Origin of the sequence: Streptomyces sp. NPDC001292, from assembly GCF_042896465.1 — a bacterium.
In the GTDB taxonomy this organism is placed as follows: Bacteria; Actinomycetota; Actinomycetes; order Streptomycetales; family Streptomycetaceae; genus Streptomyces.
In genome coordinates this window covers 98,568-110,864 of sequence record NZ_JBIAXG010000033.1, presented here as the reverse complement: position 1 = coordinate 110,864, position 12,297 = coordinate 98,568, and the positions used below count along the sequence as shown (strand labels likewise).

The window sequence follows — 12,297 nt, the reverse complement described above, 5'->3', positions numbered from 1 at the left end:
AGCCCGATCCTCTACTACGGCGACGAGATCGGCATGGGCGACAACATCTGGCTCGGCGACCGCGACGCCGTGCGCACCCCCATGCAGTGGACCCCCGACCGCAACGCCGGCTTCTCCTCCTGCGACCCCGGCCGCCTCTACCTGCCCACGATCATGGACCCGGTCTACGGCTACCAGGTCACCAACGTCGAAGCGTCGATGTCCTCACCCTCGTCGCTGCTGCACTGGACCCGCCGCATGATCGAGATCCGCAAACAGAACCGCGCCTTCGGACTCGGCTCCTTCACCGAACTGCCGTCCTCCAACCCCGCGGTCATCGCCTTCCTGCGGGAGTACGAGGACGACCTGGTCCTGTGCGTCCACAACTTCTCCCGCTTCGCCCAGCCCACCGAACTCGACCTGAGCGCCTTCCACGGGCGGCATCCGGTCGAGCTGTTCGGCGGTGTGCGCTTTCCGGCCATCGGGGAGCTGCCGTACCTGCTGACTTTGGCGGGGCACGGCTTCTACTGGTTCCGTCTGCGCCGGGACGCCTCCGTCTAGGGTCTTTCGTCTGGATCAGCCCGGCGTGATCCAAACGAAGGACCCAGGGTTCGTCCGGTACCCGGGGCGGGGCGGGCGTTTCCTCCGCCCCGCCCGTGGGCACGCGTCAGTCACACCCGACCAGCGATTGGACGCGACGCCATGTCGGAAGCCATGTCGCAAGCCGTCACACGCTCTGTCACCACCGGAAGCCCCGGTCTCCTCGCGTCACTGGACCCGCTGCTGCGGGAGTGGCTGCCGCGGCAGCGCTGGTTCGCGGGCAAGGGTCGTCCGGTGACGGGCTTCTCGCTGGTCGCCGTCACCGAGCTGCTGCCGGGCGACCGGAAGCTGGGCCTGTACCACCTGCTCGTACGCGCCCACCAGCCGCTCGCCCCCGTGCACGGCACGGTCCCGCACCCCGGTGACTGCTACCAGCTGCTCATAGGCGTCCGCGAGGCGCTGCCCCCACGGCTGGCGCCCGCGCTGATCGGCCACGTGCACGAGGGCCCGCTCGCCGGACGCACGGTGTACGACGCCCTGTACGACCCCCGGCCCGCCGAGGTGATCCTGGAGGCACTGCGCACCCGGGCCCGCATCGGCGGGCTGCGTTTCGAACGGCGGGACGAGATACGCCCCGACCTGGTCCCCCGCGTGGTCACCGCCGAGCAGTCCAACTCGTCGGTGATCTACGGCGATACGTTCATCCTGAAACTGCTGCGCCGGGTGGTACCCGGAGTCAACCCCGACCTGGAGCTGCCGCTGGCCCTGGCCAAGGAGGGCTGCTCGCGGGTGCCGCCGCCGACGGCGTGGATGACGGCGGAGCTGGACGGCGAGTCGTACGTGCTCGGAGTGCTCCAGCCCTTCGTGCAGGGCGCCTCGGACGGCTGGGAGCTGGCACTGCGCGAGCTGGCCAAGGGCGAGGACTTCAGCGCCGAGGCGCGCGCGCTGGGCCGCGCCACCGCCGAGGTGCACACCGCGCTGGCCCGCGCGCTGCCCACGGTCACACTCGGCCACATGCAGCTCGAGTCCCTGGTGCACGGCATGACCGAACGCCTGGGGTCGGCCGCGCAGGCGGTGCCCGCGCTCGGGCCGTACGTCCCGGGCCTGCGCTCCGCGTTCGAGGCGCTGGCCGATCTTGCGGCCGAGGGCCACACCTGGACCGCCCAGCGCATCCACGGCGACCTCCACCTCGGGCAGTGCCTGCGCTCCCCCTCCGGCCAGTGGTGGCTGATCGACTTCGAGGGCGAGCCGGCGAAACCGCTGGCCGAGCGGCGGATGGCCCAGCCCGTGGTGCGCGACGTGGCCGGGATGCTGCGCTCCTTCGACTACGCGGCGCACTCGGCGGGCGGCCCGCCGGCACCGGAGTGGGCCGCGGCCTGCCGCGCCGCGTACTGCACCGGCTACGCCGAGGTCGGCGGCAGCGACCCGCGCACCGACCCCGTCCTGCTGCGCGCCTACGAGACGGACAAGGCGATCTACGAGGTCCTCTACGAGGCCAGGCACCGCCCCGACTGGCTCCCGGTACCGATGTCCGCGGTACACCGCCTGGCCGCTTCGGACACGACCTGATCCCCCTCCCCGTCTCCCCCGTCCACCGCACCCGACCTGCGCCGAGGAGGCTCCGCCCGTGACCCCCCGCACACCGTCCAGCGGTTCGGATCCGAAGAACACGGCCGAGGCCGCGGGCCAAGGCCGGCCGACGCCGGCGAAGAAGAGCGCCGCCCGGAAGACGGCGAAAGCCGCGCAGAGCGCGCAGAAGGCCACGCAATCCCCGGCAGCACCGGAGAAGACCACCGCGAAGAAGGCAGCCGCGAAGAAGGCCACGGCCAGGACGGCGGTGGCGAAGAAGACGACAGCCAAGAAGACGACCGCGAAGAAGACGGTGGCGAAAAAGACGGCCGCCAAGGCGACGGCCCCGAAGGCCGCAGCCGCCGGGGCCGCCGCCAGGAGGGCCGGCAAGAAGGCACCGGCGGCGCAAAAGGCACCGGCCACGACGGCGGCGGCCGGGTCAGCGGCAGCCCCGTCGGCGGTGGGCGGACCCGCGGCGCCGGAGCCCATGGCCGCCTGGCGCCCGGAGGGCGCCGACCTGGTCGCCGCCGGAGCCGGTGACCGGGAACGGTTGCTCGCCGGAACGCATCACGATCCGCATTCCGTCCTCGGGGCGCACCCGGTGCCCGGTGGAGTCGCCTTCCGGGTGTTCCGGCCGTACGCGCTGGGCGTGACCGTGGTCGCCGGGGAGCAGCGGACCGGGCTGCACGACGACGGGCAGGGGTTCTTCTCGGGGGTGCTGCCGCTGCCGGAGGTGCCCGCGTACCGGCTGGAGGTGGAGTACGCGGGGACGGTGCAGCACACCGAGGACGCCTACAGTTTCCTGCCCACGCTGGGCGAGTTCGATCTGCACCTGATCGGCGAGGGCCGGCACGAGCGGCTGTGGCAGGCGCTCGGGGCCCGTCCGATGACCCACGGGGGCGTGACCGGGACCCGGTTCGCGGTGTGGGCGCCCAATGCCCGGGGGGTGCGCGTCGCCGGTGGCTTCAACTTCTGGGACGGCACCGGGTACCCGATGCGCTCGCTCGGCGCCACGGGCGTATGGGAGCTGTTCGTGCCCGGGATCGGCGAGGGCGAGCTGTACAAGTTCGAGATCACCCGGCCGGACGGCTCCAGGACCCTGCGTGCCGACCCGCTGGCCCGCCGTACCGAGGTGCCGCCCGCCACGTCGTCCATCGTGCACGCCTCGCACCACGAGTGGGGCGACGCGGAGTGGATGGCGCGCCGCGCCCAACGTCCGGCGCACGAGGCCCCGTTCTCGGTGTACGAGGTCCACCTTCCGTCCTGGCGACCAGGGCTGACGTATCGCCAGCTCGCCGAACGGCTTCCGGCCTACGTCAAGGACCTCGGCTTCACCCACGTGGAGCTGATGCCGGTCGCCGAGCATCCCTTCGGCGGCTCCTGGGGCTACCAGGTCACCGGCTTCTACGCGCCCACCGCGCGCCTGGGCACCCCGGACGACTTCAAGTTCCTGGTCGACGCCCTCCACCAGGCGGGCATCGGGGTCCTGATGGACTGGGTGCCGGCGCACTTCCCGCGCGACGAGTGGGCCCTGGCCGAGTTCGACGGCCGGCCCCTGTACGAGCACGCGGACCCGCTGCGGGCCGCGCATCCGGACTGGGGCACCCTGGAGTTCGACTTCGGCCGCCGCGAGGTGCGCAATTTCCTGGTCGCCAACGCCCTTTTCTGGTGCGAGGAGTTCCACATCGACGGCCTGCGCGTGGACGCGGTCGCCTCCATGCTCTACCTGGACTACTCGCGCGAGCCGGGCCAGTGGACGCCGAACGAGCACGGCGGCCGGGAGAACCTGGACGCGGTGGCGTTCCTCCAGGAGATGAACGCGACCGTGTACCGCAGGGTGCCGGGCGTGGTCACCGTCGCGGAGGAGTCCACGGCCTGGGACGGCGTCACCCGCGCGACCCACCACCGGGGTCCGAGCGGCTTCGGCGGCCTGGGTTTCGGGCTGAAGTGGAACATGGGCTGGATGCACGACTCGCTCCAGTACATGAGCCGCGACCCCATCCACCGCAAGTACCACCACGGTGAGATGACGTTCTCGATGGTGTACGCCTACAGCGAGAACTACGTGCTGCCGATCTCGCACGACGAGGTGGTGCACGGAAAGCGTTCGCTGGTGTCGAAGATGCCCGGCGACTGGTGGCAGCAGCGGGCGAACCTGCGTGCCTACCTGGGCTTCATGTGGTCCCACCCGGGCAAGCAACTGCTGTTCATGGGGCAGGAGTTCGCGCAAGGCGCCGAGTGGTCGGAGACGCGTGGCCCGGACTGGTGGCTGCTCGACCCGAACTACGGTGCCGCGGCCGACCACCGGGGGGTGCTGGACCTGGTCCGCGACCTCAACACCGTCTACCGGGCCACGCCCGCCCTGTGGACGCGCGACGTCCACCCCGACGGCTTCCAGTGGATCACCGGGGACGCGGCGGACGACAACGTCTTCGCCTTCCTGCGCTACGACACCGACGGCACCCCGCTGCTGGCGGTGTCCCACTTCGCCCCGGTCGTCCGCCCCGACTACCGCATCGGCGTCCCCGACGACGTGCCCGCCTGGCTGGAGGTCCTCAACACCGACGCGGCCCGCTACGGCGGCAGCGACGTCGTCCATCCGCACCCGGTCAAGCCGGAGCCCCAGGGGCGGCACGGCCGCCCGGCGAGCATCCGCCTGACCCTGCCACCGCTGGCCACGATCTGGCTGCGCCCGGCCTGAGGGGCCGGCCGCTACCACGGGGTGCAGGCCGGCCGCTCCCACGAGTGGGGCCGGCCGCTCCCACGGGTGCGGGCCGGAGCGAGGAGCCCGGACCCACACCGATCGGCGGGCTGCCCGGGGCCGGGAGCGGCAGCCCCGCGGACGCGGCCGCTACTGCGCGAGCGCCTCCGCCAGGGCCCGGGGCAGTGCGCCCGTGTGCAGCACGCCCAGCCGCTGTGTGGCGCGGGTCAGGGCCACGTACAGGTCGCTCGTGCCGTAGCGGGCGGGTTCGACCACCAGGACGGAGTCGAACTCCAGCCCCTTGGCCTGGCGCGGATCGAGGAGGACGACCGTCCGGGTCAGGTCGGGCTCGGCACCGGCCGTGACGCCCTCAAGCCGGGTGGCCAGCCGCCGGTGCAGGTCGCGCGGGGCGATCACGGCGAGCCGGCCCTCCGCCGGGGTGAGTTCCGCGACGGCCTTCTCCACCGCGCCGGGCAGGTCGTCGGTGGCGCGGGCCCAGGGTCGTACGCCCGTGGAGCGGACCGAACTCGGGGGCTCGAAGCCGGGGTGCTCGGCGCGGACCACGGCCGCCGCCACGTCCATGATCTCGGCCGGGGTGCGGTAGTTGACGCCGAGACGGGTGTGCTCCCAGCGGTCCTCGACGTACGGCCTGAGGATATCCGCCCAGGAGCCGACGCCGGCCGCCTCCGCCGTCTGCGCGGGATCGCCGACCAGGGTCATGGAACGGGTCGGGCTGCGCCGCATCAGCAGCCGCCACGCCATCGGTGACAGCTCCTGCGCCTCGTCGACGATGATGTGCCCGAACGCCCAGGTGCGGTCGGCCGCCGCCCGCTCGGCGGCGCTGCGGTGGTCCTCCTCCTCCTGGCGTTCGGCGAACCGCTCGGCGTCGATGACGTCGTGCGCGGACAGCACCTCCGAGTCCTCGTCGTCCTTGTCCTCGAACTCGTAGGTCCGGGAGGCGTACGACACGTCCAGCACGCCCTGGGCATAGGCGATCCGGGTCTCGCGCTCGTGTTCGGCCAGGGCGCGGGCCAGGCGGTCGTCCTCGCCGAGCAGTTCGGCCGCCTCGTCGAGGAGGGGTACGTCCGCGACGGTCCACGCCCGGGTCACCGGGCGGCGGATCGCGGCCGCGTCCTCGTCGCCGACGTACCCCTCCGGGTCCGCCAGGAAGTCCGCCACCAGCCGCTGCGGGGTCAGCCGCGGCCACAGCTGGTCGATGGCCGACCAGACCTCGGCGTTCTCGGCGAGTTCGTCGCGGATCTGAGTGATGTCGCTGGGGTCGAGGAGGTTGGAGCCGTCGTAGGGGTCGGTGCCGATGCGCTCGGCGACCAGGTCGGTGAGCGTGTTGAGGATGTGGCCCTCGAAGTGCTCGCGGGCCGCGTTGTGCGGCAGCTTCGCGGCGCGGGTGCGCTCACGGGCGACGCTCACCAGGCCGTCGTCGAGCATCAGGATCTCGCGGTCGTGCTCGATGGCGATCACCGGATCGGGCAGCGCCTGCCGGTCCCGTACGACGGCGGCGAGCACGTCGGCCAGGTCGGCGCGGCCCTTCACCGCCGCTGCCTCGGGGGTGTCCGTCGCGGTGGCCTTCACGCCGGGGAACAGCTCGCCGACGGTCGCCAGCAGCACGCCGGTCTCGCCGAGCGAGGGCAGCACCTCGCCGATGTAGCCGAGGAACGCGGGGTTCGGGCCGACGATCAGCACGGCCCGCCGGGCGAGCAGTTCCCTGTGCTCGTACAGCAGGTAGGCGGCCCGGTGCAGGGCGACCGCGGTCTTGCCGGTGCCCGGGCCGCCCTCGACCACGAGCACTCCGCGGTGCGGCGCGCGGATGATGCGGTCCTGGTCGGCCTGGATGGTCCGCACGATGTCGCCCATCCGGCCGGTGCGCGCGGAGTCGAGCGCGGCGAGCAGCACCGCGTCGCCGGTCGGGTCCTCGTGGCCGGTCCGGGTGGTGTCGCCGAGGTCGAGGATCTCGTCGTGCAGGGCGGTGACCCGGCGGCCCTCGGTGGAGATGTGCCGGCGGCGGCGCAGGCCCATCGGGGTGTGGCCGGTGGCCAGGTAGAAGGGCCGGGCGACGTCGGCGCGCCAGTCGATCAGAATCGGGGTGCGCTCGGCGTCGTCGGCGCGCAGGCCGATACGGCCGATGTGGTGGCTGTCGCCGTCGGTGAGGTCGATCCGGCCGAAGCAGAGCGAACCGTCCACCGCGTTCAGCGCGGCCAGCAGCCCCGACCGCTCGGCGACGAGGATGTCCCGCTCCAGCCGGGCCTGCATGGGCGTGTCGCCCTGCGCGAGCGCGTCCGCGACGGAGTTCTCGGTGTCACCGCGCAGCGCGTCCACGCGCGCGTACAGTCCGTCGATGAATTCCTGTTCCTGCCGCAATTCACCGTCTGGAAATTCGGTGTTTGACAATTCGGCTCCCGCCCGGATATACTTCGCTAGCGAATTCTTCGTGACTCGATGGATATCGAGTCACGAATCACCGAATATACGCAGAGAAATCCCCCGGGCGCAATTGCCCGGGGGATTTGTCATTCTCCGGCCCGCTGTCAGCAGCACGTCCGGCAGGTCACAGCACGTCGGACAACTCCTCCAGCAGCCGCCGCTTGGGCCGTGCGCCCACCATGGACTTCACGGGTTCGCCGGCGCGGAAGACCATGAAGGTCGGCATCGACAGCACCTTGTAGGCGTTCGTGGTGTCCGGGTTGGTGTCCACGTCGAGCTGGACCACCTTCAGCCGGTCACCCTGCTCGGCGGCCAGCGCGCTGAGCACCGGCCCCATCTGCCGGCACGGCGGACACCAGTCGGCGGTGAACTCCACCAGCACCGGCCGGTCCGCGCCGAGCACCTCCGCCGCGAAGTCAGCGTCCGTCACCTCCGCCACTCCCGCTGCCCTGATCAATGTCGCTCCCTCCCAGCTCGCACCTCGGCTCCGGGCCGCCCGGAACCCGCGCGTCGGCTGCCAGTGCCTCCCGCGCCCTCCCCCGAGCCCTCGACTCCGCTCGAGCAGGGGGTGCCCCCATGGCTTTCGCGAGCTGGGCCCCGACCTGCTCCCGCACGGCCCGCAGCTCGCCGATCAGCGCGTCGAGCTGGTCCAGCTTGCGCCGGTAGGCCGCGAGGGACGCGGGGCACGAGTCGCCCTCGGGATGCCCGGCCCGCAGGCACTCCACGAACGGCCGGGTCTCCTCCAGCTCGAACCCGAAGTCCCGCAGCGTCCTGATCTGCCTGAGCAGCCGCAGATCACGCTCGTCGTAGGAGCGGTGGCCCTGCGCGTCCCGCCGCGCGGGCAGCAGCCCCCGCGACTCGTAGTACCGCAGCGCCCGCGTCGTGGTCCCGGCCCGCTCGGCCAGCTCGCCGATTCGCATGCCCACGAACCTAAGCCCTGACGCCGACGTCAAGGCAACGGCGGAGTGCGGGCCGCCGCTCGGACCATCGCGCCGGCCGGCTCCTCCACCTCGAGCACACGCGCCGGGCCGGGGCTGAACGCGAACGCAGCGTCACACCCAGTGATGCCGCGTTGTGCAAACCCGTCACTTCAGTGAACTTCAGTGGTAATTGACTTCACACCGCTGCCCACCAGCTCCTTCGCCTCCTCGGCCGGCTGATCGTCGCGGGCGGCGCCGCGCGGCAGCAGCAGGGCGACGGCGAGGGTGCCCACGCCCAGGATCACCGCGCCGACCAGGCTGGTGTGGGCCACCGCGTCGGAGAAGGACGAGCCGACCGCTTCCTTCATCCGCTGGGCGCCTTCGGCGAGTTGGCCGGCCTGCGCCTTGAGCTGCGCGGCCTGCTGCGGGTCGCTCGTGTGGACCGCCTGCTCGGCCAGTTGCCGGGCCTTGGCGCCGATGCCCTGGGCGACCTGGTAGCCGGCGCCGACCGAGTCCTGGGCGGTGGACAGGGCGCCCGCCGGGAGCCCGCCGCCGGCGGTGGCGTCGGAGAGGTGCCGGGCGTACGAGGTCGACAGCAGGGAGCCGAGGCTCGCGATGCCGAGCGAGCCGCCCAGTTCCAGGGAGGTGTCGTTCACGGCTCCGCCGACGCCCAGCTCGGACTCGGGGAAGGCGCCCATGATGGCGTCGGTGCAGGGCGAGAGGGCGAGCCCGATCGCCAGACCCAGGATCACCAGGGGTGCCACGAAGTCGCCGTAGGCGGACGAGCCGTCCACCCGCGTCAGCAGCGCCAGGGCGGCGGTGCCGCCGACCATGCCCGCGGTCACCGTCCACCTCATGCCGACGCGCGGGGTGAGGTAGCCGGTCAGCGCCGAGCCGGCGAAGACGGCGCCGGCCAGCGGCAGCATGCGCAGGCCGGTGGCCAGGGCGTCGTGGCCGAGGACGAACTGAAGGTGCTGGGTGAGGTAGTAGAAGGCTCCGAAGACGGCGAGGAAGAACAGGGCGACGGCCAGGTTGGAGCCGGCGAAGCGGCGCTGCGCGAAGCGGCGTACGTCGAGGACCGGGCGCGGGTGGCGCAGCTCCCACAGGACGAAGGCCACCAGGCCCACGCCCGCGACCGCGGCCGCCGTGACCGCCTTGGCGTCCCAGCCGAAGTGCGGACCCTCGATGATCATGTAGACCAGCGAGCCGATCCACACCACCGACAGCAGTCCGCCGACGTAGTCGATCCGGCCGTGGTGCGCCGCCTTGGAGGGCGGTACGAGGACGAAGGCGCCGACCAGGGCGACGGCCGCGACCGGCACGTTGATCAGGAAGGTCGAGGACCAGCCGTGGTCCTGAAGCAGCGCGCCGGCGACGAGGGGACCGGCGGCGATGGCCAGGCCGGCGGTGGCGGTCCACAGGGTGATCGCCCTGGCGCGCTCGGCGCGCGGGAAGGTCGCGGCCAGCAGGGAGAGGGTGGCCGGCATGATCAGCGCGGCGCCCACGCCCATCACGGCGCGGGCCGCGATGACGGTCGCCGCGCTGTCGGCGAGGTAGCCGAAGACGGCGCCGCCGCCGAACACGACGAGCCCGAGGACGAGCGCGCCGCGCCGGCTGTACTTGTCGCCGATCGCGCCGAGCAGCAGCATCAGCGCCGCGTAGGGGACGGTGTAGCCGTCGATGACCCATTGCAGGTCGGCACTGGACAGGCCGAGGTCCCGGGTCATGTCGGGCGCGGCGACCGTGAGCGCGGTGTTCGCCATCACGATGATCAGCAGGCTCAGGCAGAGCACGAGGAGCGCCCACCAGCGCCGGGCGTAGGGGCGGTCCATCCTCTCGGCCGGTTCGTTCATGACGAGTCGCATGGCAGGGGGTCGCCTTCCTCGATCGACTTGCACAACGCAGTGCAATTGCACAACGATGTGCAATGTACGACCGCTGGACAGTGCTGTGCAAGTCGAAGGAGGGCAGAATGTCAGCCATGACCACGGGTAACACCAGTCGCGCCGACGTGAACCGGCGCCGCATCCTCGATGTCGCCCTCGCGGAGCTGCTGCGCGACCCCGACGCGTCCATGGACCAGATCGCACGGGCGGCCGGTGTCGTACGGCGCACGGTGTACGGCCACTTCCCCAGCCGGGAGGCGCTGATCAGCACGCTCGTCGACGAGGCGGTGCTCGCGCTCGCCACCGCGCACGCGGCGGGCCGCGAGGGTGTCGAGGACCCGGCGGAGGCGGTGGCGCGCTCGGTGCTGGCGGTCTGGGAGATCGCCGACCGCTACCGGCTGCTCGTCGCGCTCGCCCAGCGCACGGTGACCATGCAGGGCATCCGCGAACGTCTCGCCCCTGTCCGGGAGAGCGCCGTGGGGCTCCTCCAGCGCGGCCTCGACGAGGGCGTCTTCGCTTCTCCCCTGCCCGCGCCGGCCCTGGCGTACGTGAACGAGCAGATCCTGTTCGCCCTGATGGAGGCGGTGAACGACGGTCTGCTGGCCCCCCGGGAGGCGGGCCGCACGGCCGCCGTGACGGTACTGACGGCGGCCGGGGTGCCCGCCTCCCTCGCCTCCGCCCTGGTGGCCAAGCTCAGCGACTGACCGCCCCGGAACGCGAAGAGACCCCGCGCCCCCTGAAGGGGCGCGGGGTCTCGGTGTCCCTGCGGAGCGCTACGCCTTGGCCAGTTCGCGCTGCTCGGGGACCCCGGCGACGTCGTCGGCGTCGTCCAGCAGCGTCTTCTCGTCGAAGGGCAGCTCGCCGGCGAGGACGCGCCGGACGCGGTCCTTGTCGACCTCGCCGGTCCAGGTGCCGATCAGCAGGGTGGCGACCGCGTTGCCCGCGAAGTTGGTCAGGGCGCGGGCCTCGCTCATGAAGCGGTCGATGCCGACGATCAGGCCGACGCCGTCGACCAGGGCGGGCTTGTGGGACTGCAGGGCACCGGCGAGGGTGGCCAGTCCGGCGCCGGTGACACCGGCGGCGCCCTTGGAGGCGATCATCATGAACAGCAGCAGCGTGATCTGCTGGCCGATGGACAGCGGCTGGTCCATCGCGTCGGCGACGAACAACGAGGCCATGGTCAGGTAGATCATCGTGCCGTCGAGGTTGAAGGAGTAGCCGGTCGGCACGGTGATGCCGACGACCGGACGGCTCACGCCCAGGTGCTCCATCTTGGCGATGAGCCGGGGCAGCGCGGACTCCGACGACGACGTCGACAGGATCAGCAGGAACTCACGGCCCAGGTACTTCAGCAGCTGGAAGATGTTGACGCCGGCCACCAGCCGGGTCAGCGCGCCCAGCACCACGAGCACGAACAGCAGACAGGTGACGTAGAAGCCGAGCATGATCGTGGCGAGTGCCTTCAGGGCGTCGACGCCCGTCTCGCCGACGACGGCGGCCATGGCGCCGAAGGCACCGACGGGGGCGGCCCACATGATCATGGCGAGCACGCGGAAGACCAGCCGCTGGATGTGCTCCACCCCGCGCAGGATCGGCTCGCCCTTGCGGCCCATGGCCTGGAGCGCGAACCCGACGAGCAGGGCGACCAGCAGGGTCTGCAGCACCTGGCCCTCGGTGAACGCCGACACGAGCGTGGTCGGGATGATGCCGAGCACGAAGTCGACCGGGCCCTCACTCGCGGCCTGCGCCTGCGCCTGGCCGACGCCCTTGACCGCCTCCGTCAGGTGCATCCCGCTGCCGGGGTGGACGATGTTGCCGACCACGAGCCCGATGGCCAGGGCGACGAACGACATCGCGAGGAAGTAGCCGAGGGCGAGCCCGCCGACCTTGCCGACCTTCGCGGCCTTGCGCACCGAACCGACGCCGAGCACGATCGTGCAGAAGATGATCGGCGAGATCATCATCTTGATCAGGTTCACGAAGCCGGTCCCGAGCGGCTTGAGTTCCTTGGCGAAGTCCGGCGCGGCGAACCCGACGGCGACGCCCAGGACCACCGCGGCGATCACCGCTATGTACAGATAGTGGGTACGGTCCCGCTTGGGTGCGGGTGCGGGTGCGGCAGGTGCCGTATCGGCTGCGCTGCTCAAGGCGGCCCTCCTTGACGACGTCATCGGCATCACCGGCGTGCGGCTCACGTCCGGGCGTGGGGGAATGCCGCGACTATCTCCCGTCCTGTGAGGGCGGTCACGCTTCCGTTCATTAA

The 12,297-nt window shown here is 71.9% G+C and carries 9 protein-coding genes; 4 read left to right on the top strand and 5 right to left on the bottom strand.

Features of this window, described 5'->3' with window-relative positions:
* The 3 genes from ACFY4A_RS29570 to glgB all read left to right on the top strand — a co-directional run.
* The coding region (locus ACFY4A_RS29570; RefSeq protein WP_390832394.1) for an alpha-glucosidase C-terminal domain-containing protein at positions 1-540 on the top strand (540 nt) is incomplete at its 5' end.
* A gap of 153 nt (positions 541-693) precedes the next feature.
* Positions 694-2,088, top strand: coding sequence for a maltokinase (locus ACFY4A_RS29565; protein ID WP_390832393.1), 1,395 nt, complete (start codon positions 694-696; stop codon positions 2,086-2,088).
* 58 nt (positions 2,089-2,146) lie between these two features.
* On the top strand, positions 2,147-4,789 hold the full coding sequence (glgB, locus tag ACFY4A_RS29560) for a 1,4-alpha-glucan branching enzyme (RefSeq protein ID WP_390832392.1): 2,643 nt from the start codon (positions 2,147-2,149) through the stop codon (positions 4,787-4,789).
* A gap of 150 nt (positions 4,790-4,939) precedes the next feature.
* On the opposite strand, the gene ACFY4A_RS29555 is transcribed toward glgB, so the two are convergent.
* From ACFY4A_RS29555 to ACFY4A_RS29540, 4 genes are all read right to left on the bottom strand, one after another.
* Positions 4,940-7,165, bottom strand: coding sequence for a HelD family protein (locus ACFY4A_RS29555; protein WP_390832391.1), 2,226 nt, complete (start codon positions 7,163-7,165; stop codon positions 4,940-4,942).
* A gap of 187 nt (positions 7,166-7,352) precedes the next feature.
* On the bottom strand, positions 7,353-7,667 hold the full coding sequence (gene trxA, locus ACFY4A_RS29550; protein WP_390832399.1) for a thioredoxin: 315 nt from the start codon (positions 7,665-7,667) through the stop codon (positions 7,353-7,355).
* Entirely contained in the window at positions 7,645-8,148 is a 504-nt protein-coding gene (locus tag ACFY4A_RS29545; protein WP_390832390.1) for a MerR family transcriptional regulator, read from the bottom strand. Before ACFY4A_RS29545 ends, trxA begins: the two co-directional genes overlap by 23 nt.
* Positions 8,149-8,318: 170 nt before the next feature.
* The gene (locus ACFY4A_RS29540; protein WP_390832389.1) at positions 8,319-10,013 is read right to left on the bottom strand and encodes an MFS transporter; all 1,695 of its coding nucleotides are present in this window, start codon (positions 10,011-10,013) and stop codon (positions 8,319-8,321) included.
* Between the two features lie 107 nt (positions 10,014-10,120).
* On the opposite strand from ACFY4A_RS29540, the gene ACFY4A_RS29535 reads away from it, so the two are divergent.
* Complete coding sequence (locus ACFY4A_RS29535; protein WP_390832388.1) at positions 10,121-10,738, top strand: TetR/AcrR family transcriptional regulator; 618 nt, start codon at positions 10,121-10,123, stop codon at positions 10,736-10,738.
* 69 nt (positions 10,739-10,807) lie between these two features.
* Here the strand turns inward: ACFY4A_RS29535 and ACFY4A_RS29530 are convergent, their stop codons facing one another.
* Complete coding sequence (locus tag ACFY4A_RS29530) at positions 10,808-12,205, bottom strand: cation:dicarboxylate symporter family transporter (protein WP_390832387.1); 1,398 nt, start codon at positions 12,203-12,205, stop codon at positions 10,808-10,810.
* Positions 12,206-12,297: the final 92 nt, after the last annotated feature.

Excerpts from the sequence above, each read along its gene's own strand:
- ACFY4A_RS29565 (WP_390832393.1), top strand. The coding sequence starts at position 694 with ATGTCGCAAGCCGTCACACGCTCTGTCACCACCGGAAGCCCCGGTCTC.
- ACFY4A_RS29535 (WP_390832388.1), top strand. The coding sequence starts at position 10,121 with ATGTCAGCCATGACCACGGGTAACACCAGTCGCGCCGACGTGAACCGG.
- ACFY4A_RS29530 (WP_390832387.1), bottom strand. The coding sequence starts at position 12,205 with ATGACGTCGTCAAGGAGGGCCGCCTTGAGCAGCGCAGCCGATACGGCA.
- ACFY4A_RS29545 (WP_390832390.1), bottom strand. The coding sequence starts at position 8,148 with ATGCGAATCGGCGAGCTGGCCGAGCGGGCCGGGACCACGACGCGGGCG.
- ACFY4A_RS29540 (WP_390832389.1), bottom strand. The coding sequence starts at position 10,013 with ATGCGACTCGTCATGAACGAACCGGCCGAGAGGATGGACCGCCCCTAC.